The following is a 20,495-nucleotide window of genomic DNA, read 5'->3' as shown; positions in this document are numbered from 1 at the left end:
TGTGGCGCACACGCCCGCGCCTGAATGGTGGTTTTACCATCTCTCCCGCACGACGCTGGAGCAGGCAGCGGCGCCGTTGATGGCGAAATGTCTGGAGGCGGGGTGGCGCGTGCTGGCCGTCAGCCCCAGTGCCGAGCGGCGGGCGGCGCTGGATGCTGCGCTTTGGACCTATGAGGACAAGAGCTTCCTGCCGCACGGCCAGGCTGAGGCGCCGGGGCTGGACGCCGCGCGCCAGCCGGTGCTGCTGTCAGCCAAGGCCGAGAATGTGAACGGCGCGGCGGCGCTGGTGCTGATGGACGGCGTCACGGTGCCGGTGGACGCGCCCTATACGCGCTGCATGGTGATGTTCGACGATGGCGACAGCGGTGCGCGGACCAAGGCGCGGGCGCAGTTCAAGGCGGCGAAGGATGCCGGCCTGGTGACGCGCTATTTCCAGCAGACACCGAAGGGCGGCTGGAGCGAGGCGGGCGTCTAGGCCTTCTTCACGAATTCAGATTTCAGGCCCATCTGGCCGATGCCGTCGATCTTGCAGTCGATGTCATGGTCGCCGTCCACGAGGCGGATGTTCTTCACTTTGGTGCCGCGCTTCACGACAAGGGAGCTGCCTTTCACCTTGAGGTCCTTGATCACGGTGACCGTGTCGCCATCGGCGAGCGGGTTGCCATTGGAATCCCTGATGACCTTTTCGCCGGACTCGGCGGCCTCGCCGGGGGCCCATTCATGGGCGCATTCGGGACAGACCAGCATCATGCCGTCTTCATAGGTGAATTCGGACTGGCATTTGGGGCAGGGCGGGAGCGGTGTCATGGGGAAACCTTGCGGATAGGAAGCTGTTTGCGCCCTACGCCCTGCATCCGGTTTGCGCAAGGCGGCGCTCTGTCCTTGCCCCGGCGGGCGGGCGCCGCTATAGGCCGCGCGAACACTTCCATTCCCACACAACAGGAACCTCCCCATGGCTGTCCAGCGTACCTTTTCCATCATCAAGCCTGACGCGACCAATCGTAACCTGACCGGCGCGATCAATGCCGTGATCGAAAAGGCCGGCCTGCGCATCATCGCCCAGCGCCGCATCCAGATGAGCCAGGCGCAAGCCGAAGAATTCTACGGCGTACACAAGGAACGCCCCTTCTTTGGCGAACTGGTGGAATTCATGACCTCTGCACCGGTCGTGGTTCAGGTTCTGGAAGGCGACGACGCCGTGGCCAAATACCGCGACGTGATGGGCGCGACCAACCCGGCCGACGCCGCCGAAGGTACGATCCGCAAACTGTTCGCGCTTTCGATTGGCGAGAATTCGGTGCACGGCTCGGACTCCGCCGAGAACGCAGAAATCGAGATCGCGCAATTCTTCACGGCCGACCAGATCGTCGGCTAGAGACACGCGGCCGCCTTACGGGTCGGTGCGAGATTAAGGAAAGGGCCCGCCAGCAGGCTGGGCCCTTTTTGTTTGGAATGTCATTGCGCCGCCTTACGGTTTCCGCTTCAGGAATGACCGCGTCATTCATCCAGCAGGCTGTCGAACTCGCTGCGCAGGTCGGCGTGGTGGCCGCCGCGGTACTGCGGCAGGAAGCGGCTCTCGGGGATTCGGGCGGCGACATTTTTTCAAGCGTCGGGGCTACGAAATCTGACCCTCGCTGCGCGCATCGCGATACGCGGTTGGTGTCATGCCCATCTGCTTTTTGAACGCCTTGTAGAAGGTCGATTTCGAATTAAACCCGACGTCCAGTGCGATTGTCAGGATCGATTGTTGTCCTCGGAGAATCAGCGGTTCTGCTGCCTCGACGCGCCACCTGGCCACATAATCAAAAAAGGTCGCGCCAAGCCGCTCGTTCAGGGTCTGCGAGACAAGGTTGGGCGCACTGGCGACGTGCCGGGAAAGCTTGCTGAGTGACAGATTCGCATCGAGATAAAGATGGTGCTCGCGCATGGCCGTTTCGATGCGTTCTGCGAGTCGCTGGGCGTGATCGGCTGTAAGCGACGAGCGCGAATACTTTTCCGTCACGACTTCGCCGGGCTTATCCGGCGCACTGTCGATGGCAAGATCGGGCTCCAAAGCGACAGCCCTGATTGGCGAGGTGCAGAACAAGAACGCAAGGAGGCAGACCGTCAATGCCATTATCCATTCGTCCGGGACCAGGAGCCCGGGTCCGAAATTGTCGCTCAAAAGCGTGGCGGCGACTGCGACCCAGAGCACGACAAGAAATGCCATCAGCCATTCGACCCATCGCAATTCGCGCGTCTCAACATTTGAATAGAGGTCTCTCAACCGCGCGCGAAACCTGGCGAGGCGCTTCAACACAATGAGCAGATAGGCCGGGGAGGCCAAACACCAAATGGCGATCAGCACGAACGTGCTCACAGCAAGGGTTGCCGGGAACAGACCGGGCGGTAGTGATCCGTTCATGAACATCGTCTGCTGCGCCGCGATGGGCAAACACCAGTATCCGAATGTAATCAGACTGCCCATCAGAGGGAGGATGCCATGCAGCAGCGTCGGCCGCCCCGTGTGCTGCGGCGAAGTCAGTCCCTCAACATAGAAATACAGCGCAGAGGGCAGAGCCAGAAGCACAGGTAAGGTCGCTGCCATATAGGTGGGCATAAGGCTTGGCACGAATGCAATGACGAGAGGTAGCGCTGCCAGGCCCGCGATCAGCGCATACACGATCAAGAGGCGCCGTGGCGCAAGCGGCGCGCCGATCCCGCGAAGGGTCGATAGGGCACCTGTCAGCGCAACGCCAAGGGCCGTCGCCGAAAGTGCAATCATGGCAGTGCTCTGCATCGTGTTCAATTAACCTCGTGCGTTCAGCGCCTCTTATGAACGATCAACCCTCTGGCGACCACAGCGTATGAGTTCGAGCCGTCCCGCCAGGACGACACACCGATGATCTGAGGCGAGATGGATGCGCGGGGTTTTCTTCCCGCCGGTTCAATCTGGAGCAAATATGGAAATCGCATCCAACCCCAACACTGTCTTTTCCATGGTCCATGTCAGCCTTGGCGTTGCAGCGGTCTTGGCGGGCGCCGTCGCTTTCATCGCTCGGAAGGGCGCAAGGGCTCATATTCTTGCCGGTCGTCTCTTTGTCGCGTCCATGGCTCTCTCCTGCACTTTGGGCGCCATTCTGGGCCTGGTGAAGTTCGAAACCCTCTACATCACCTCCCATGCCGGCATTCTGGCTTTCACACTGGTTATCAGTGGCTGGACCACGGTCCGAATACACAGTCGGCGCATGGCGCGCGCAATGCGCGTCATCGGTGTCGTCAATGCCATGAACGCCATTGCCCTGATCGTTGCCGGATTGCGGGCGCAGGCGATGACGGACGGCGCATTATTCGGCTTTCCTGCGGAAGACTATTTCTTCCTCTCTGCCATGGCCGGTCTCGCCCTTGTCGGCGATGCGAAGGTCCTGATCGGGAAAGACTTCTCCAATCGAAATCGGATCGCTCGCCATCTCTGGCGCATGTGCCTTGGCTTTTTCATAGCAGCGGGTTCTGCATTCACGGGCCCCGGAGCAGATGCTTTTCCCGAAGCAATAAGACACTCAGGCCTTCTCGCCTTGCCGGAGTTGATCATCATCACGCTGATGCTTTTCTGGCTGGGCAACACCTATTTCCGGTCCGGCGCACGCCGACAGCGGAGTGTGTGATGCCTGAACCAGCATTGGTGGGTATGCTCCACTTCCATGTCGGGTGCGCTGCGGTCGTGGCTGGTTTCGCTGCGCTGGCAGCACGAAAGGGCGAAGCAACTCACCGCGCAGCGGGCAAGATCTTCCTTTTGGCGATGCTTGTGCTTACACTCAGCGGGCTGTGGATGTCGATCAGCCGCGAAATCCTGTTCACGGTGTTTCTCTCGGCGATTGCCCTTCACGCCTTTGTCACCGGCTGGGCTGCAGCCGCGCTGCAGCGCAGGATTGCCAGGACTATCACGCAAGCCTCAGGGTTTTCCGCAGGCGCGATGACGACAGGGGCAATTCTGGGGGGGCTAAAGGCGGCAGGGACAACGGGAGGCGCGCTGAATGGCCTGCCGCCAGCCGCGTTTTACTTGATCGCCGGGATCGGCTGCCTGCTTTGTTACTATGATCTTGTTTTCTGCCTCACAAGAACACCAAGCGACCAGCGTCGCATCACACGGCACGCTTGGCGTCTGGGGTTTTCATTTTTCCTCGCCACAGGCATCTTCTTCTTCGGCAATAACCACGTGCTGCCAGCAGCTTTGAGGACACCGCTCTTTCTTTCAATGCCCGTCGTCGCCGTTGTGATCTGCACGTTCTACCATGCGCTTCGAACACGGCTATCGCGTGATGTCGCTTTTCGGAGACGTCGGCCCTTTAGCGGAGGCCAGTGATCATCACCATGTCTCGCAGAATTGGTTTGGACCGGCGCAAGTGGAGACCCGACTTTCAGGATCCAGAAAGGCCGCCTGCATAACGTGTCGTTTCCTTTGACTGCTTCTGTGCCAGTTGCCGTCGTCCGTTCAGTTCGCGTAAAATGACTTTCTGCTTGTCATTGGGTCCGTTGCGCTCCGGCCCCGGTGCGTCGCACCACCAATCCCACATCATTCAGCTAGCAGCTGGTGGAATTCACTGCGCAGGTCGGCGTGGTGGCCGAGGAGGAGGTGACCGCCGCGATCCAGGGGCAGGAAGCGGCTCTGAGGGATACGGGCGGCAAGGGTTGATCCGACGGCGAACGGGTTCAGCCGGTCGTCGCGCGCATGCACGATCAGAACGTTGGCGCGGATGGCTTCCAGATTGTAGGTGGCTGACGGATCGACGGCCGCGCCCTCATTGTTGACCCCCGCGAGGCGGCGCGAGGCCGGAAGGAAGGCGTCGATCAGATCGCGAACGAACAGCGCCTCCTCGTCCGTGAGGCCCTCGCGCAGGTCGGCGCGGGCATCGAAGGCGGCCTCTAGCTGGCGGCGCGCCAGTTTGGTGAGCGTCCAGTAGATCACGTCATTGCCGAGCAGCGCCGAATAGGCCCAGGTCGGGATCGGCCGGTCTCCCACTTCGGGCGAAAAGGGCGTGAACGGGGCTGGCGACAGCAGCATCATGCGGTCGGTCCGTTCGGGATGCATGGCGGCAAACTGGAGGGAGGGGGGCACGCCGCCCGACATGGCGAGGATGCTGACGCGGCCAATGTTCAGCGTATCGAGGAGATCGGCGAAGGCCTCTGCTTGCGCCGCTGTCGAGGGTGTTTCGGGCAGAGCGCTGCCTAAATAGCCGAAGCGCGAAACGGAAATCCATCTGTACCCGTCGCCGCCAATGGCCCTCGCCAGGATGCGGCCCTGATCGAACCCGCCGCCCGCGCCGTGGACGACGAGTACAGGTGGCCCTTCGCCCCAGCTGACATATTCGATGGGGCCGTGCCGGGTGTCGGCGGTGGACCGCTCTGCCTCCAGAGCGGCGACCCTCTGCCGTGTCTCGGCCATTGCCAGCAGGGCGATTACAAAGAGGGCCAGCAGCAGGAGCGCTGCGGCGATGAGGAAGACGCGGAAGACTGTCATGTGACGGGCCTCCCCCGTTTTCGGTTATCGCGCCTGCGCGTGCCGGCTTGTGCCCGTAAATAGAACGCGGGACGTGCGGATCTGCAAGGGGCTGATGCAAGGTGTGCGTCCCGGCACCGGCGCTAGTGTTTGTCTTCGCTCATTTCATTGCTGACCTGGCCCCAGGCGAGCAGGGCAAATAGGCCGGTGCCGCCGAGTATGTTGCCGAGGAGGGCGGGCAGGAGGTTAACGGTGACGAGCTTGAAGATGTTTTCCTCGCCGATGATGGCGAGGAGGAACAGCTCGGCCGAGCCGACGACGACGTGGGCCATGTCGCCGAGGGCGATGATATAGGTAAAGAAGCCGATGACCCAGAATTCGCTGCCCTCGGCGCTCGGCAACATCCAGACGATGGCGGCGATCAGGAAGCCAGCCGGAATCGCCTTGAGGAATGTTTCCGAGGCGCTCCACCCGGCGACATGGCGGCTGATTTCGACGGCCGAGGCGGTCACGTCCGGCGTCAGGATGCCACCATGGGCGATGAGCAAGGCGGCCAGGAATGTGCCGATCATGTTCGCCGCGAAGACCGTGACCCACAGCCGGGACGTGCCGACGAGCGTGCGCCTGCACGGCTCGGCGAGGCTGGGCAGGACGGTTGTGATCGTGTTTTCGGTGAAGAGCTGCATGCGCGACAGCATCACCAGGAGGAAGCCCGCCGTGTAGCCGAAATTCTCCACCAGCGGGCGCCAGGGCGCGTCCGGCAGATAGGTGCGGAACATGGCTTCGGTCATCAGGGAGAGCGTGATGCCGCCGCCAGCTGCAATGCCGGACCACCAGATGGCAGATTGCGGGCGCCTGAGTTCGGATTCGCCCTCCTGGCGGATGATTTCGTAGACGACGCGCGACTTCAGGCGCGTCAGCTCCTTGGCTTCGACCTGTTCCTCGGCGGAGATATGGTCGTCACTGCCATCTTCGGGCGGGGCGGTTGGCTGGTTCATCATGAGGGTAACAAATGGCCCGCGATAAGGTTGCGCATCAATCGTACGGCGTTCTGGGCGCGGCGATGGGAGAATGCCGTGCAAAAGCCATGAGCCCGGCTGTGGACAAGCCCGCACACTGCAACAATCATAGGTAATCAGGGAAATTCAGTTACAACGGGGGCAACGGTTGTGCTGCCGCAAGCAGAATAGGGAACAAAACAATGATCAAGACACTCTCGGCATGGATGAGCGCAGGAATGGTGCTGGCGGCTTGCCAGACCGCCCCGGTCGCAGGCGATGATGGGTCTCCCATCAACATGGCGACAATGTCGGAAACCGTCAGGATCATGGCCTCCGATGAATTCATGGGCCGCGCGCCGGGAACCGAGGGGGAAACGAAGACGGTTGATTACCTGATCACGCGTTACACAGAACTCGGCCTTGAGCCCGGCGGGCGCAATGGTGCGTGGACGGACGCTGTCACGATGAAGCATTCTGTCATCACGGATGTTCGTACATTGAGTGCAAACCAGGATGGCCATGCGATCGAAATGGCGCAGGGCCGCGATATCGAGATCAGCTCGGCCAATGCGCGCGGTGTGATCAGGGTTGAAGATGCGCCGGTCGTGTTCGTGGGTTTTGGCGTCAGCGCGCCGGAGCGGGATTGGGATGATTTCGGCGATATCGACCTGAAGGGGAAGGTCGCGCTGTTCCTGGTCAATGATCCAGATTTTGGCGTGGCGGAAGACCATGCCGTCAGCGGCCTCTTCGGTGGACGTCGGATGACATATTATGGTCGCTGGGCCTACAAATTCGAAGAAGCGGCGCGCCGGGGCGCTGTCGCGGCCCTCGTGATCCACGAGACAAAGGCAGCCGGGTATGGCTGGAATGTCGCTGCCTCGTCGCCAGGCGAGAATTATGCCGTGGCCGGCAACAAGTCGAAAGCGTCGGTTGACCTGCAGGGCTGGCTGCATGAGGACATGGCCCGGCAATGGGTCGCGCAGGCCGGCTATGAGCTGGATGATTTGCGGACGGCGGCCCGGACGCGGGATTTCACAGCCTTCACGCTGGGCGACCTGCGCTTCAATGCGGACCTGGCGCTGAGTGTTGAAACGGTCGAGAGCCAGAATGTGCTTGGCAAGATTTCCGGTACGACACGGCCCGATGAGACGATCATGCTGTCAGGCCACTGGGATGCCTATGGCATCGGCGAGCCCGATGCGCAGGGACGGGTTGTGATGCCGGGCGCGAATGATGATGCCCTCGGCCTGGCCGGGATCATGGAGATCGCGCGCAACCTCAAAGCCGGGCCTGCGCCGGAACGCACCGTGGTTTTTGCCGCCTGGACAGGCGAGGAGAGCGGCCTGCTCGGCTCTGAAGCCTATGCGCAGGATCCGGTCTATCCGCTTGAGACAACTGTTGCCAATTTTACGCTGGATATCCTGCAGACGGCGGGGCCGGCCAATGATGTGATTCAGGTTGGCGAGGGGCAAAGCGACCTTGAAGAGCTGATGGCGGCGGCGGCCGCAGCGCAGGGCAGAACCGTTTCACCGGAAGGCCTGCCGGAGAATGGCCTGTTCTATCGCGCCGATCATTTCTCACTTGCCCGCCGCGGGGTGCCAGTGCTCCTGATCATGGGGATCGCCGGCGGGTCTGACCTCAAGGATGGCGGACGCGAAGCAGGCGACGCGTGGGTAAAGGGATTTATCGACAACCGCTACCACAATCAGAACGATGCCTGGGATGCTGACTGGGACTTGCGGGGCGCCGCGCAGGATGTGGAACTGTTCCTCGACATGACCCGCGATCTGGCCAATTCGACAGAGTGGCCGGAGCTGAAGCCGACGTCCGAGTTCAAGGGCTTGCGGGAAGCGAGTGCCGCCGCGCGCAAGTGACCGTGTGCCTGCGGTTCACGGCGTGCTGCCCGGCGTGAGCTGAAGTAAATTTTGCGCGGAGCAAGTCAGCACCAGAAACCGGACGGGCGAATGCTCTCCGGTTATTTGCGTTGCAAGCGAGCGGGGCAAACGGGGCCGCTGGCATTGAAGGTGTTTTGGGTAGACAGGTTGCGACCCGGCCTTCCCGCTTGCTGCCGCCCCGATGACAACACGGTGCCGGGCAGCACGGGGAGTATGGCATGGCGGCGGGTGCGGTTGAATTGGGTAAGTGGGAGGGATCATGGGTGCTGGGTAACGGGAGGGGAAGACGCCTTCCTCTGCCTGTGCTGGTGGACGCTTGCTGTGGGTAGGTGGGGCGTCGCCCGAAAGCGGCGCCCCGGATTTGTCAGCCTTCTGCGGGCGCGAATGCCAGTTTCAGCGTTTCCTGCCCGGAGGCTTCGTGAACGTATTCACCGACCTGCCTGAAGCCGTAACGGTCATAGAAGGCACGACCGATGGCATTAGCCTTGAACACGTCCAGCGTCACGGCGCCCTTCTTCGCCACCGCGAAATCCATCAAGGCGCGGCCGTGGCCCTGCCCATGATGTTCCGGGCGGAGGAAGATAGCGCCGACTTCTGCACCCAGTAGCGCGATGAATCCGATGGGCTGGTCAGCGTCTTCCAGCACCCATATTTCAGCGAACTGTGGATAAACGTTCCTCACATTCTCCGCCTCGCTGTCCAGAAACGGTATGGACAGAAACGGATGGGCGCGCTCGCTGGCAGCACGCCAGATAGACACTACGGCGTCAGCATCGTGGTCAGTATAGGGCCTGATCATTGTCAGAGACCTCTTTCATGGTTTGCAGCCCGGCGAATGCCGGGCGCGTGTTTTTGGGATTTTGTGGGTCAAGTCAAAGCGCTCGGCGTTGCGAGGCACGGCGAGACTGATCTTCTGCAACTTGTTTTGGCCGCACCATGCGCGCCAATATTATCGGGACATAAAATCTCCGGCTCAATCAGAAGATCATACCGCATCTGCCGCCATCAACAAGGACGTAAGTCCGGGTGTCTCGGGTGGCTCAGCCCACCGAGGCCACGACCGCGCACGCCTTTGCCAGCGCGGCTGGGTAGAGTTCATGCTCCACGGGCAGGAGGCGGGCGGCGAGGGTTTCGGCGGTGTCGCCGGGAAGGATGGGAAGGCTGGCCTGCTGGATGATTTCGCCATCATCGACGCCGGGGCTGACCCAGTGGACGCTGGCGCCCGCCTCAGTGTCGCCCGCGTCGATGGCGCGCTGGTGGGTATTGAGGCCCTTGTATTTGGGGAGGAGCGAGGGGTGGATATTGATCATCCGGCCCTGCCACCTGTTCACGAACCAAGGCGTCAGCACGCGCATGAAACCGGCCAACGCGATGATCTCGGTGCCTGCGCCGATAAGGGCTGTGTCCATGGCGCGCTCGAAGGCTTCGCGGTCCTTGCCATAGTGTTTGTGGTCGATGGCCACGGTCTGCACGCCGGATGCGAGGGCGGTTTCGAGGCCGAGGGCGTCGGGGCGGTTGGAGAGGACGAGGACGGGGCGGGCCGGATAGTCCGGCGCGGTGGCCGCCTTGATCAGCGCCTCCATGTTCGAGCCGCGGCCAGAGATCAGGATCGCGAGGTTGAGGCGGCTCATTTCGCGGCGAGATGGCCGAGGCGGACGGGAGTTTCGCCTGTTTCGGAGAGCTGCGCTATGGCGGCGTCGGCGTCTTCGGCTGCGACGGCGAAGATAAGGCCGATACCCATGTTGAATGTGCGGTGCATCTCGTCCTCGGTAATATTGCCGGCCTTTTGCAGCCACTGGAAGACCGGGAGGGGCGTCCAGGCGGCGCGGTCAACGACCGGTTTGAGGTGGCCGGGCACCATGCGCGGCGTGTTCTCGGTGATGCCGCCGCCGGTAATGTGGGCGAGGCCTTTGACGAGGCCTGTGCGGATCAGCGGCAGGGCGAGGTCGGCGTAGAGGCGGGTCGGGGTAAGCAGGGCTTCGCCGAGCGTCTGGTTGCTGAAGGGCGAGGGCGAGGCATAGGTGAGGCCCTCGCGCTCGACGATGCGGCGGATGAGGGAATAGCCGTTGGAATGCGGGCCGGAGGAGGCGATGCCGATCAACACGTCACCCTCGACCATGTCGTCCATGCGGGGCAGCACCTTGTCGCGGTCTACCGCGCCGACGACGAAGCCGGCAAGGTCATAATGGCCGGGCGGGTACATCCCGGGCATTTCGGCCGTTTCGCCGCCGACAAGGGCGCAGCCTGACTGGCGGCAGCCTTCGGCAATGCCGGAAATGACGGCTTCGGCGATGCCGCCTTCGAGTTTTCCGGTGGCAAAATAGTCGAGAAAGAAAAGCGGCTCGGCACCCTGGGCGAGCACGTCATTGGCGCACATGGCGACGAGGTCTATGCCGACCGTGCTGTGCATTCCGGCCTCGAAGGCGAGCATCAGCTTGGTGCCGACGCCATCCGTGCCGGAGACGAGGATAGGGTCTTCGTAGCCTGCTTTCTTCAAGTCAAACAAGGCACCGAAGCCGCCGAGGCCGCCCATCACGCCGGCGCGGGCTGTGGCTTTTGCCATGGGGCCGATGGCGCCGACGAGGCGTTCACCTGCCTCAATATCGACACCAGCGTCACGGTAAGAAAGGGGCGTTTTAGGCGTTTCGGTCATGATGTCTCGCGCGTTAGCATGGGGAAATCGCCTTATCCAGTGCTGCTTGCGGTTCCAGCCACCGCATCAGCTTGCTACAAGGAAGGCTGACACGGAGGTCGTTGACCATGATTCGCTTGCTTCTCGCTTCGGTTATCCTTGCCTGCATGGCTACGCTGCCCGCTTTCGCTGATACGCGGGAGGTCTACACGGTGCGCGATATCGAAGTGGATGAACAGGCGGCGAGCGTCATTGAAGCGCGCGACAAGGCGATGTCTGTGGCACGCCAGAAGGCCGCGCGGGCACTGTTGACCAAGATCACATTGTCGGATGACCGCGCCGCGGCGGGTGGCTTGCCGGTGGACTATGCGCTGGCCGAGCGCCTGTCGGCCGCCGTGGACGTCCAGGAGGAGACGGCGGGTGCGGGGCGGTATCGCGGCGTACTCTCGGTGGTGCTGAACCCGTTGATGGTCCGCGCACATCTGGACGGGCTGGGTGTGCCCTATGTCGATACACAGGGGCCGACGAGCCTGATCGTGCCGCTGGCGAGGGATTACCAGACACAGGAAGCCTGGCGGACCGCGCTGGGCGCTCGCAATGCCAATGCCCTGGCGCCATACGTGACGGCGTCCGATCCGGGATATACTGCCTATTCCGACTGGTCAGCCTTTTCGGCTGAGGCCGCGACCGTGGGTGCGCGCCGGGGCGTTCTGGCCGAACTGTCCGGCAGCAATGGTGCCTATCGGGTGACCCTGTCGACAGTGACGGTCGCGGGCACGGAATTGCTTGGCACGACGGGGTCTGCAGCCTCCCTGGCGGGCGCAGCAGAGGCTGCGGCAGCATTCATGGATGAAGACTGGAAGCGCCGCTCGATCATTCGCGAGGGCGCCCGCACGGCGACAAGCGCCAGCGTGCGCTACACATCACTGGCCGAGTGGAACACGCTGCGCACGGCGCTGGCGCGATCTCCGCTCGTATCCGATTTCAAGATCACGGCCATTGCCCGCGATGGTGCGCTGGTCAACTTCTCCTATGCGGGCGATGAGCCGAGGCTACAGAATGACCTGCTTCAGCGCGGCGTTTCGCTGGGTGCTGCACCGGATGTCGAGGGGCTGGTGATACGCTCGGCTGTGTCGGCTGCGGTGAGGCAGTAGCGCGCGACATTGTCAGGCCCGCTATGCCAGATCAGCTGAGTTTCGGATTTCCGGCCCCGGGGCTCGGCTTTGACGACCTTGTCAACTCGCCGGTCAATGAGAGCGCACTGGCGATCGTGCAGCGGCCCGAAAACTGGCCGACCCCGGTGCTGTGCCTTGTCGGGCCGCCCAAGTCTGGCCTGACTGTGATTGCGCATGCCTGGGCACGCAAGTTTGGTGGTGACGTCTTCGAGGCGAGAGCCTTCGCAGCGGCCAGGGGGCGCGACGTAGATGCGCGCGCGGCCACCTATACCGCGATTGATGGCGCAGACCGGGTGCCGGCCGGGGACCGCCTGTTGTCGCTGATCAACCTTGTGTCGGCCGGTGCGGGCCGCCTGCTGCTGACGGCAAACCGGCCGCCACCCCATTGGCAGGCCCCGTCGCCAGACCTGAAGTCACGCCTCAATTCCATGCCTGTGGCAGAGATATATGCGCCGGACGAGGCGATGATGCTGGGCCGCCTGAAAGCTGCAGCGGTGCGGCATTTCCTCAAACTGGAGCCGGATGTCCTCAAATATCTGGTTCCGCGGCTTGATCTCTCCTATGAGGCCGTTGAGACCTTTGCTGAACGGTTGAGCGATGGCGTGACCGACATGGGCCGGGCGCCGAGCGTGCCGCTGGTCAAGGAGGTGCTGGATGCGATGGAAGCAGACGCCGAAGACCGGGCAAAGCCGGACTGATGTACTGAACAAGCGGACGGGGCTGATATGGCGGATGGAACAGGACGAGTTAACAAGGCGCTGATGGCGTCGCCGGACCGTTTTCTGAACCGGGAATTGTCCTGGCTGGAGTTCAACCAGCGTGTCCTGGAGGAATCGGCCAATCCTGCTCATCCGCTGCTGGAGCGCCTGAGGTTCCTGTCGATTTCGGCCAGCAACCTCGATGAGTTCGAGATGGTCCGCTATGCGGGCCTGCGCGAGCAGGTGCGGGCGGGCATCGTGCGGCCGGGCCAGGACGGGCTGAAGCCGTTCGAACAGGTCGAGAAGATCGAGACGGCCTCGCTGAAACTGATCGCCGGCCAGCAGGAACGATGGCGCAAGCTGAAGGAAGAGATGGCGGCGGAGAATATCCACGTCCTTTCCGCCGAGGCGCTGACCAGGAAAGACCGCGCCGAACTTGAGGCGTTCTATCAGAGCAATATCTTTCCTGTCCTGACGCCGCTGGCCGTGGACCCGGCCCACCCATTCCCCTTTATTCCGAATCTCGGCTTTTCGATTGCCATTGACCTCGTGTCGAATTCAGGCGGTGAGGGGCATGTCGGAATCGTGCCGCTGCCCGCCTTTGTGCGGCGCTTCATCCGCCTGCCGAAATCAGCCAAGGGGCATTTGCGGTTCATCGCGCTGGAAGACGTGATCGGCCTGTTCCTGGAAGACCTGTTTCCGGGTTTCAAGGAAAAGGACCGGTGCCTGTTCCGCGTGGTGCGTGACAGCGATATCGAGATCGAGGAAGAAGCCGAGGACCTGATCCGCGAATTCGAGGTGATGCTGAAGCAGCGCCGCCGGGGCCGGATCGTGCGGCTGAGAATGCAGTCGAGTGCGCCGCAGAAATTGCGGGAATTCATCACGCGCGAGATTGGCGCGGAGCAGGCCGACACCGTTCTCTATGACGGTATCCTGGGTATGGCGCAATTGTCCGAACTGATCGTCGACGAGCGGCTGGACCTGCAGTTCCCGCCCTATGAGCCTCGCTATCCTGAACGTATCCGCGAGATGGGCGGTGATTGCTTCGCGGCAATCCGGGCGAAGGATATCCTGGTTCATCACCCGTTCGAAAGTTTTGACGTTGTCGTGCAATTCATCCGGCAGGCGGCAGCCGACCCTGCCGTGGTGGCGATCAAGCAGACGCTGTACCGGACCACATCCAACTCACCTGTCGTGGCGGCGCTGATCGAGGCGGCAGAGTCCGGCAAGAACGTGACAGCGCTGGTTGAGATCAAGGCGCGGTTTGACGAGGAAGCCAATCTGCGGCTGGCGCGCGACCTGGAGCGGGCAGGCGTGCAGGTCGTTTACGGCTATATTGAGTACAAGACGCACGCCAAGGTATCGCTGGTCGTGAGACGCGAGGGCGGGGACCTTCGTTCGTACACGCACTTCGGGACCGGGAACTACCATCCGATCAATGCGCGTATCTATACGGACCTGTCACTGTTCACGGCCGACGCCGCTCTGGGGCGTGATGCCAACCGCCTGTTCAATTTCGTGACCGCCTATCGCGAGCCGCCGGATGTCGGGCCGGCACTGGAAAAGATTTCCATGTCGCCCCTTAGCCTCAAGCACGACCTGATCGAGATGATCGAGGCAGAAGCGGCGGCGGCAAAGAAAGGCCAGCCGAGCGGCATCTGGGCGAAGATGAATTCGCTGGTGGATGGCGAAGTCATCGACGCGCTGTACCGGGCGAGCCAGGTCGGTGTGCCGATCACGCTGGTTGTGCGCGGCATATGCTGCCTGCGGCCGGGTGTGCCGGGCATGTCGGAGAACATCACGGTCAAGAGCATTGTCGGGCGGTTCCTGGAACACTCGCGGATCGTTTGCTTTGCGAATGGCGAGGCGCTGCCATCTGCCAATGCGAAAGTGTTCATTTCGTCTGCCGACTGGATGCCGCGCAACCTGACGCGCCGGGTGGAGGCGCTCGTGCCGATCGAGAATCCGACAGTGCACCGGCAGATCCTGAACCAGATCATGGTGGCGAACCTGAATGACGAGCTGCAAAGCTGGGTAATGGTGGAGAATGGCTCCTATCGCCGCGTGAAGCCGGAAAAACCGGAGTCAGCGTTCGAAGCGCACCAGTATTTCATGGACAATCCCAGCCTGTCGGGTCGGGGCAGCGCACTGGAAGTCACCCTGCCGCCGAGACTGTCGCACCGCACTGACAAGCTCGCATGATGTTCCCGAAATCAGAGCGCGCGGGCATCATCGATATCGGGTCAAACTCCGTTCGCCTGGTGATCTATGATGTGCTGGGGGCGTCTATCCTGCAGACGTTCAACGAGAAGGTCATGGCGGGGCTGGGCGAAGGTCTGATCAAGCGCGGAACCCTGTCGCCCACGGGGCGGGAGTCGGCGCTGAATGCCTTGAGCCGGTATCGCGCGATCCTGCGGGCGCTCAATCTGCGAAACTATACGGCCGTTGCCACGGCGGCGGTGCGCGAGGCGAGCGACGGGCCGGATTTCGTCAGGAAGGCCGGGCGCGTCCTCGGGCGGCCGGTGACCGTGCTGTCGGGCCCTGACGAGGCGCGCCTGTCATCCCTGGGTGTCGAGGCGAGCTTCCATCAGCCAAAGGGCGTGATGGGCGACCTTGGCGGGTCGAGCCTCGAGTTCCAGCGCATCGGGTCTGGCAAGTCAAAGGGCGAGAGCCTGTTGCTTGGGCCGCTGTCGCTGGCCGAACAGGCAGATGACCTGCGCGAGCTGCGCAAGAAGGTGCGGGCCGAGCTGAAGACATCAAAAGTGCTGCCGGGATCGACGGGGCGGTTCTACGCCGTGGGCGGCGCGTGGCGCTCGTTTGCGCGCCTGAACATGGCGGTGGAGGATTATCCACTGCACGTGCTGCAGGGATACCAGATGACCGAGGGACAGGTTGCGCGGGCGGCAAAGCTCTGCCTCGACAGCGTGACCAATCCCACTGCGCGGACCATGATCGAGAAGATCGACCGGCGCCGGGCGAAACACCTGCCGATTGCGGCGATCATCCTTGAGGAACTGCTGCAGATCAGCCCGCTGGAAGGCGTGACGATTTCGTCGGCTGGCGTGCGCGAGGGCGTGCTGCGCGACCTCACGGGTGCGGCGGTGACCGACCCGCTGCTGGACGGCGTGATTGCGTTCGGGCGGCTGGACCATAACCAGATCGCGTTCGGGCAGGCCTTGCATGAGTTCGTCAGCCCGGCCTTTGGGCCGGAGCCGGACCTGCTGGGGTCGCCCGCGGCCGATGCGCGGATCGAGAAGGCGGCCTGCATGATGGCCGACAGTGCCGGGCGGTTCCACCCCGACCACAGGGCGCTGCTGGCCTATGAACAGGCGCTGCGGGCACCCTATGCTGGCGTCAGTCATGCCGAGCGGGCGATCATCGCCTATGCCGTCGGCTGCCGGTACGAGAAGGATTTCAAGCGACCGGGCGACTATCTTGGCTTGACCACGGACGAGCAGGCTGACCGGGCGAAGCAACTGGGCAGCGCGATGCGGCTGGGCGCGGTGTTTTCCGGCCGGTCAGGGCCGATCCTCCAGCGGGCCAGCCTGGCACGGAATGGAGAGAACCTGGAGCTGCACGTGCTGAAGGTGGACGCGCCGATGGTGTCGGACACGGTGGTGCGGCGCCTGACGCAATCGGCGAACCAGCTGCACCTGAAACCGAGGGTCGTGGTGGGGTAGGCGCCCGCCCCTCGACTTCGCTCAGGATGAGCGCTGTTCGAGTATCCGGGATCGGAACTCTTCAGACGTCAAACAGGCGGATTTCGCCGCCTTCAAAGGAGACGGCGAGTTGGCCGCTAAGCAGGGCCTGGGCCTTCTTGCCGAACATGTCATATCGCCAGCCGGTCATGGCGGCGATATCGTCGCTGGTCTCGCCGCGGGCGATGCGGTCGATGTCGGCGGCATTTGCGATCAGGCGCGGCACGACATTGTGCTCGTCGCTGACATGCTTGAGCAGGACCTTGAGCAGTTCCGGCGCGCCGGCGGGGATCTGGGCGTTCTGGACACGCGGTTCCAGTTCGGGGGCGAACTTGTCCGGATTGTCGATGGCTTCCAGCACCGCTTCCATCAGGCTCTGGCCATGCTTGGAGCGGATAAAGCCGCCGGGAACGGCGCGCAGCTGGCCATAGTCATTCTCTGACCGGGGCTTCTGGGCGGCGATTTCCTGGATCGCGTCATCCTTGAGGATGCGGCGGCGCGGCTTGTCGAGGTCCTGGGCGAGGCGTTCGCGCCAGGCAGCGACGGCGACCACCACGGCGGCATAGTCCTTCTTGGGCTTGCGCAGTTTCAGGCGCTGCCAGGCATTCATCGGGTCGGTGTCATACTTCACCGGATCCTCGAGATCGGCCATTTCCTCGCGGACCCAGCCCATGCGGCCGGTCTTTTCCAGTTCCTCGCGCATGATCAGGTAGATGTCGCGCAGGTGGGTGACGTCGCCGAGGGCGTAGATGAGCTGTTTCTGGCTGAGCGGGCGGCGCATCCAGTCTGTGAACTGGCTGGACTTGTCGATCTGGCGGCGCACGACGCGCTGGACGAGATTGTCGTAGGAGATCGAATCGCCGAAGCCGAGCGCCATGGCGGCGATCTGCGTGTCAAAGATCGGGCCGGGGGGGTGGCCGATGAGGCGATTGAAGATTTCGATGTCCTGCCGGGCCGCGTGGAACACCTTCACCCGGTTATCGGCCGCGATCAGGTCGAGGAAGGGACCGATGTCCAGATCCTCGGCCAGAGGGTCGATCAGGCCTTCCACACCTGGCGCAGAGGCCTGCACAAGGCAGAGTTCCGGCCAGTAGGTGGTTTCCCGATGGAATTCGGTATCGACGCAGATGAAGTCCGATTCGGCGAGTTTGCCGCACAGGTCTTCGAGCGCCGACTGCTCAGTAATGGGAGTCAAGGTGTTGTCAGTCATCGTGGGGTTGCGTATCGCAGGCCCTTGACAAGTGAAAGGGCTTAAATGCCCTTGCGCCCCTGATTTCTAATGACCGTCTTTGCGGAGAAACGATCCGATGCACGCCTATCGCACCCATTCCTGCGGTGAACTTCGCACGTCCCATGTGGGCGAATCTGTAAAGCTTTCGGGCTGGCTGCACCGCCGCCGGGACCATGGCGGGGTCATGTTCATTGACCTGCGCGACCATTACGGCCTGACACAGGTCGTGTTCAATCCGGGTGCGCCTGGCTTTGAAACCGTGGAGCGCCTGCGCACGGAGAGCGTCGTGTCCATCGAGGGCAAGGTCGTGGCGCGTGATTCGAGCCTTGTGAATGCAAACCTTGGCACCGGCGAGATCGAGGTGGTTGCCGGGGCGGTTGAGGTGCTGTCAGAGGCGGCCGAGCTGCCGCTGCCGGTGTTTGGCGAGCCGGACTATCCGGAAGACATCCGCCTGAAGCACCGCTACCTGGACCTGCGCCGCGAGACGTTGCACAAGAACATGATCCTGCGCTCGAACGTGATCACGAGCCTGCGCCGCCGCATGGTGGCCGAGGGCTTTACTGAATACCAGACGCCGATCCTGACGGCCTCGAGCCCCGAAGGCGCGCGCGACTTCCTGGTGCCGAGCCGTATTCATCCGGGCGAGTTCTATGCGCTGCCGCAGGCGCCGCAGCAGTTCAAGCAGCTGTTGATGGTGTCGGGCTTTGACCGCTATTTCCAGATCGCCCCTTGCTTCCGCGACGAGGATGCGCGGGCCGACCGCTCGCCGGGCGAGTTCTACCAGCTCGATATCGAAATGAGCTTTGTCACGCAGGAAGACGTGTTCAACGCGATTGAGCCCGTGCTGCGCGGCGTGTTCGAGGAGTTTGCCGATTGGGACGGCAAGGGGCGCACCGTGCCGGACGAGCCTTTCGTGCATATCCCGTTCGCCGAGGCGATGCTGAAATATGGCTCCGACAAGCCGGACCTGCGCAACCCGATCATCATTTCCGACGTGTCTGACATTGCGACGCGCGAGGATGTGACGCTGGGCGTATTCAGGAAGATCGTCGATGGCGGCGGCATCGTGCGCGCCATCCCGGCGCCAAACACGGCCGAGCAGCCGCGCAGCTTCTTCGACAAGATGGACGCGTGGGCAAAGAAGGAAATGCAGGCTCCCGGGCTTGGCTATATCCGCTTTGTGGACGAGGACGGCAGGCTGGTGGGCACCGGCCCGATTGCCAAATTCTTCGCGCCGGAAGCCCTCCAGGCGCTGGCCGACACAGCGGGTGTGAAGGCTGGCGACGCACTGTTCTTCTCGGCAGGCGACAAGACGGCGGCCGTGAAGCTGGCCGGCGCGGCGCGCACGCGCGTGGGTGAGGAGCTGGGCCTGATCGAGCCGGGCATCTTCCGCTTCTGCTGGATTGTCGACTTCCCGATGTACGAGTGGGACGAGGACAACAAGAAGGTGGACTTCAGCCATAACCCGTTCTCGATGCCGCAGGGCGGGATGGAGAAGCTGCTGGCGGCCGACACGGTCGAGAAGCAGCTGGAGATCAAGGCCTACCAGTATGACATCGTGTGCAACGGTATCGAACTGTCTTCCGGCGCGATCCGGAACCACCGGCCGGAATTGATGCTGAAGGCGTTCGAACTGGCCGGATATGGCCCCGAAGTGGTTGAAGAGAAGTTTGGCGGCATGCTGAACGCGTTCCGCTACGGCGCGCCGCCGCATGGCGGGATTGCGCCGGGCGTGGACCGGATCGTGATGCTGCTGGCAGAGGTCGAGAACCTGCGCGACGTGATCCTGTTCCCGATGAACCAGCAGGCGCGTGACCTGTTGATGGGTGCACCGAGCCCTGTGGATGATCGTCAACTTAAGGAATTGAACATCCGGCTCGCGCCTCAGGCGAAAACCTGAGGGTTGCTTCTGCGCATGATCCTCTTTGGGAAGCGGAACTAGCGTTTCGGGGCGTTGGTGGCGAGGAGGACTTCGGTGCAAAGCGGGAGCAGCAGGCCCGACGGCATCAATGTGTCGATCGAGCTGCAGGCGCCGTCGAAATCTGCCATGTCATGATGGTGCATGCCTGACAGGTCTGCACGAATGAAGCGCACATCGCGGAACGAGGCACCGGCAACATCCGAGCCGGTCATGATGACGCCGGTCATGTTGGCACCATTCAGGATGGTGGCCTTCATCACGGCCTTGTCGAATTTCACGTCCGTGAGATTGGCGCCCGAGAGGTCTGCTTCATCAAGCTGGGTCTCGCCGAGGTCGGCATTCGAGAAATTGGCACCGACCATCAGCGCGCCCTGCAGGTTTGCCCCGCGCATAATGGATTCGCGGAAATCTGCGCCAGACGCCTGGATGCCCATGAGGCGGGCATTGGAGAGGATCGCGTCTGAGAACCGGGCGGAATTCAGCATGGCGCTGCGCAGATCGACCCCGGCCGCGTTGGCACGTTCAAAATTGGTGCTGGTAGCCTGAATGCCGCGCATGAAGGCGAATTCGAGATTGGCGTCTGCATAGTCCGCGCCGCTGAGGGTCCAGCCGGACATATTGCGGCCGGCGAGATTGCATCCCCCGCACGAGCCAACATAGCCGGGTTGCCATGCGACAGGTTTGCTCTGCGCAAAAGCCGTCATGGACACGCCAATCAGCGCGATCACGGCAAGCACGTTCAGGCGAAGAGGCATACCAGTCATGTCC

The 20,495-nt window shown here is 62.6% G+C and carries 19 protein-coding genes; 10 read left to right on the top strand and 9 right to left on the bottom strand.

What is annotated here, in order from left to right; genetic code table 11:
• Position 1 precedes the first annotated feature (1 nt).
• Positions 2-475 carry a DNA polymerase III subunit chi gene (locus ACQ66M_RS01655; RefSeq protein ID WP_430401505.1) on the top strand — a complete coding sequence of 158 codons (474 nt, stop codon included), beginning with the start codon at positions 2-4 and terminating at the stop codon, positions 473-475.
• Here ACQ66M_RS01655 and ACQ66M_RS01650 read toward each other — a convergent pair.
• A complete protein-coding gene (locus ACQ66M_RS01650; RefSeq protein ID WP_350175001.1) occupies positions 472-807 on the bottom strand; it encodes a zinc ribbon domain-containing protein YjdM in 336 nt (111 codons plus the stop codon). The genes ACQ66M_RS01655 and ACQ66M_RS01650 overlap by 4 nt on opposite strands.
• A gap of 145 nt (positions 808-952) precedes the next feature.
• Here ACQ66M_RS01650 and ndk point away from each other — a divergent pair, with 145 nt between their 5' ends.
• Complete coding sequence (ndk, locus tag ACQ66M_RS01645) at positions 953-1,375, top strand: nucleoside-diphosphate kinase (RefSeq protein WP_350174999.1); 423 nt, start codon at positions 953-955, stop codon at positions 1,373-1,375.
• 240 nt (positions 1,376-1,615) lie between these two features.
• Here ndk and ACQ66M_RS01640 read toward each other — a convergent pair whose 3' ends face one another.
• Positions 1,616-2,764, bottom strand: coding sequence for a helix-turn-helix domain-containing protein (locus ACQ66M_RS01640; protein WP_430401504.1), 1,149 nt, complete (start codon positions 2,762-2,764; stop codon positions 1,616-1,618).
• A 178-nt stretch (positions 2,765-2,942) separates the two neighbouring features.
• Between ACQ66M_RS01640 and ACQ66M_RS01635 the strand changes: the two genes are divergently transcribed.
• Positions 2,943-3,644 (top strand): hypothetical protein, encoded by a 702-nt coding sequence (locus ACQ66M_RS01635; protein WP_430401503.1) that lies wholly within the window; start codon positions 2,943-2,945, stop codon positions 3,642-3,644.
• Positions 3,644-4,342: a DUF2306 domain-containing protein gene (locus ACQ66M_RS01630; RefSeq protein WP_430401502.1), complete on the top strand. Its 699-nt coding sequence runs from the start codon at positions 3,644-3,646 to the stop codon at positions 4,340-4,342. The genes ACQ66M_RS01635 and ACQ66M_RS01630 overlap by 1 nt, the downstream gene beginning before the upstream one ends.
• A 210-nt stretch (positions 4,343-4,552) precedes the next feature.
• Here ACQ66M_RS01630 and ACQ66M_RS01625 read toward each other — a convergent pair whose 3' ends face one another.
• Positions 4,553-5,497 (bottom strand): alpha/beta fold hydrolase, encoded by a 945-nt coding sequence (locus ACQ66M_RS01625; protein WP_430401501.1) that lies wholly within the window; start codon positions 5,495-5,497, stop codon positions 4,553-4,555.
• 122 nt (positions 5,498-5,619) lie between these two features.
• Positions 5,620-6,477 (bottom strand): formate/nitrite transporter family protein, encoded by an 858-nt coding sequence (locus ACQ66M_RS01620; RefSeq protein ID WP_430401500.1) that lies wholly within the window; start codon positions 6,475-6,477, stop codon positions 5,620-5,622.
• 200 nt (positions 6,478-6,677) lie between these two features.
• On the opposite strand from ACQ66M_RS01620, the gene ACQ66M_RS01615 reads away from it, so the two are divergent.
• Positions 6,678-8,351, top strand: a complete 1,674-nt coding sequence (locus ACQ66M_RS01615) for a M20/M25/M40 family metallo-hydrolase (protein WP_430401499.1) — start codon at positions 6,678-6,680, stop codon at positions 8,349-8,351.
• Between the two features lie 385 nt (positions 8,352-8,736).
• Here ACQ66M_RS01615 and ACQ66M_RS01610 read toward each other — a convergent pair whose 3' ends face one another.
• From ACQ66M_RS01610 to purM, 3 genes are all read right to left on the bottom strand, one after another.
• Positions 8,737-9,171, bottom strand: coding sequence for a GNAT family N-acetyltransferase (locus ACQ66M_RS01610; RefSeq protein WP_430401498.1), 435 nt, complete (start codon positions 9,169-9,171; stop codon positions 8,737-8,739).
• Positions 9,172-9,412: 241 nt separating this feature from the next.
• Complete coding sequence (gene purN / locus ACQ66M_RS01605; RefSeq protein ID WP_430401497.1) at positions 9,413-10,003, bottom strand: phosphoribosylglycinamide formyltransferase; 591 nt, start codon at positions 10,001-10,003, stop codon at positions 9,413-9,415.
• The gene (purM, locus tag ACQ66M_RS01600) at positions 10,000-11,025 is read right to left on the bottom strand and encodes a phosphoribosylformylglycinamidine cyclo-ligase (RefSeq protein ID WP_430401496.1); all 1,026 of its coding nucleotides are present in this window, start codon (positions 11,023-11,025) and stop codon (positions 10,000-10,002) included. The genes purN and purM overlap by 4 nt, the downstream gene beginning before the upstream one ends.
• A gap of 107 nt (positions 11,026-11,132) precedes the next feature.
• Between purM and ACQ66M_RS01595 the strand changes: the two genes are divergently transcribed.
• The 4 genes from ACQ66M_RS01595 to ACQ66M_RS01580 are packed head-to-tail and all read left to right on the top strand — an operon-like array spanning position 11,133 to position 16,557.
• On the top strand, positions 11,133-12,158 hold the full coding sequence (locus ACQ66M_RS01595) for a hypothetical protein (RefSeq protein WP_430401495.1): 1,026 nt from the start codon (positions 11,133-11,135) through the stop codon (positions 12,156-12,158).
• A gap of 23 nt (positions 12,159-12,181) precedes the next feature.
• Complete coding sequence (locus tag ACQ66M_RS01590; protein ID WP_350174977.1) at positions 12,182-12,877, top strand: hypothetical protein; 696 nt, start codon at positions 12,182-12,184, stop codon at positions 12,875-12,877.
• Between the two features lie 27 nt (positions 12,878-12,904).
• On the top strand, positions 12,905-15,079 hold the full coding sequence (locus tag ACQ66M_RS01585; protein ID WP_430401494.1) for an RNA degradosome polyphosphate kinase: 2,175 nt from the start codon (positions 12,905-12,907) through the stop codon (positions 15,077-15,079).
• Positions 15,076-16,557 (top strand): Ppx/GppA family phosphatase, encoded by a 1,482-nt coding sequence (locus tag ACQ66M_RS01580; protein WP_430401493.1) that lies wholly within the window; start codon positions 15,076-15,078, stop codon positions 16,555-16,557. Before ACQ66M_RS01585 ends, ACQ66M_RS01580 begins: the two co-directional genes overlap by 4 nt.
• A 61-nt stretch (positions 16,558-16,618) precedes the next feature.
• On the opposite strand, the gene rnd is transcribed toward ACQ66M_RS01580, so the two are convergent.
• Positions 16,619-17,785, bottom strand: coding sequence for a ribonuclease D (gene rnd / locus ACQ66M_RS01575; RefSeq protein WP_350174971.1), 1,167 nt, complete (start codon positions 17,783-17,785; stop codon positions 16,619-16,621).
• A 97-nt stretch (positions 17,786-17,882) separates the two neighbouring features.
• Here rnd and aspS point away from each other — a divergent pair, with 97 nt between their 5' ends.
• A complete protein-coding gene (aspS, locus tag ACQ66M_RS01570; protein ID WP_430401492.1) occupies positions 17,883-19,706 on the top strand; it encodes an aspartate--tRNA ligase in 1,824 nt (607 codons plus the stop codon).
• Positions 19,707-19,744: 38 nt separating this feature from the next.
• Here the strand turns inward: aspS and ACQ66M_RS01565 are convergent, their stop codons facing one another.
• Positions 19,745-20,491 (bottom strand): pentapeptide repeat-containing protein, encoded by a 747-nt coding sequence (locus ACQ66M_RS01565; protein WP_350174967.1) that lies wholly within the window; start codon positions 20,489-20,491, stop codon positions 19,745-19,747.
• Positions 20,492-20,495 lie beyond the last annotated feature (4 nt).

The sequence above is a fragment of the Hyphomonas sp. genome (assembly GCF_965284475.1).
Classification (GTDB): Bacteria; Pseudomonadota; Alphaproteobacteria; order Caulobacterales; family Hyphomonadaceae; genus Hyphomonas.
Note: the sequence above shows the minus strand (reverse complement) of the source record. Positions and strands in the feature narration are given on the sequence as shown.

Bases quoted from the DNA above. Each gene is read 5' to 3' on its own strand.
- ACQ66M_RS01650 (WP_350175001.1), bottom strand. From the start codon at position 807: ATGACACCGCTCCCGCCCTGCCCCAAATGCCAGTCCGAATTCACCTAT.
- ndk (WP_350174999.1), top strand. From the start codon at position 953: ATGGCTGTCCAGCGTACCTTTTCCATCATCAAGCCTGACGCGACCAAT.
- ACQ66M_RS01640 (WP_430401504.1), bottom strand. From the start codon at position 2,764: ATGATTGCACTTTCGGCGACGGCCCTTGGCGTTGCGCTGACAGGTGCC.
- ACQ66M_RS01635 (WP_430401503.1), top strand. From the start codon at position 2,943: ATGGAAATCGCATCCAACCCCAACACTGTCTTTTCCATGGTCCATGTC.
- ACQ66M_RS01630 (WP_430401502.1), top strand. From the start codon at position 3,644: ATGCCTGAACCAGCATTGGTGGGTATGCTCCACTTCCATGTCGGGTGC.
- ACQ66M_RS01625 (WP_430401501.1), bottom strand. From the start codon at position 5,497: ATGACAGTCTTCCGCGTCTTCCTCATCGCCGCAGCGCTCCTGCTGCTG.
- ACQ66M_RS01620 (WP_430401500.1), bottom strand. From the start codon at position 6,477: ATGATGAACCAGCCAACCGCCCCGCCCGAAGATGGCAGTGACGACCAT.
- ACQ66M_RS01615 (WP_430401499.1), top strand. From the start codon at position 6,678: ATGATCAAGACACTCTCGGCATGGATGAGCGCAGGAATGGTGCTGGCG.
- ACQ66M_RS01610 (WP_430401498.1), bottom strand. From the start codon at position 9,171: ATGATCAGGCCCTATACTGACCACGATGCTGACGCCGTAGTGTCTATC.
- purN (WP_430401497.1), bottom strand. From the start codon at position 10,003: ATGAGCCGCCTCAACCTCGCGATCCTGATCTCTGGCCGCGGCTCGAAC.
- purM (WP_430401496.1), bottom strand. From the start codon at position 11,025: ATGACCGAAACGCCTAAAACGCCCCTTTCTTACCGTGACGCTGGTGTC.
- ACQ66M_RS01595 (WP_430401495.1), top strand. From the start codon at position 11,133: ATGATTCGCTTGCTTCTCGCTTCGGTTATCCTTGCCTGCATGGCTACG.
- ACQ66M_RS01590 (WP_350174977.1), top strand. From the start codon at position 12,182: ATGCCAGATCAGCTGAGTTTCGGATTTCCGGCCCCGGGGCTCGGCTTT.
- ACQ66M_RS01585 (WP_430401494.1), top strand. From the start codon at position 12,905: ATGGCGGATGGAACAGGACGAGTTAACAAGGCGCTGATGGCGTCGCCG.
- ACQ66M_RS01580 (WP_430401493.1), top strand. From the start codon at position 15,076: ATGATGTTCCCGAAATCAGAGCGCGCGGGCATCATCGATATCGGGTCA.
- rnd (WP_350174971.1), bottom strand. From the start codon at position 17,785: ATGACTGACAACACCTTGACTCCCATTACTGAGCAGTCGGCGCTCGAA.
- aspS (WP_430401492.1), top strand. From the start codon at position 17,883: ATGCACGCCTATCGCACCCATTCCTGCGGTGAACTTCGCACGTCCCAT.
- ACQ66M_RS01565 (WP_350174967.1), bottom strand. From the start codon at position 20,491: ATGACTGGTATGCCTCTTCGCCTGAACGTGCTTGCCGTGATCGCGCTG.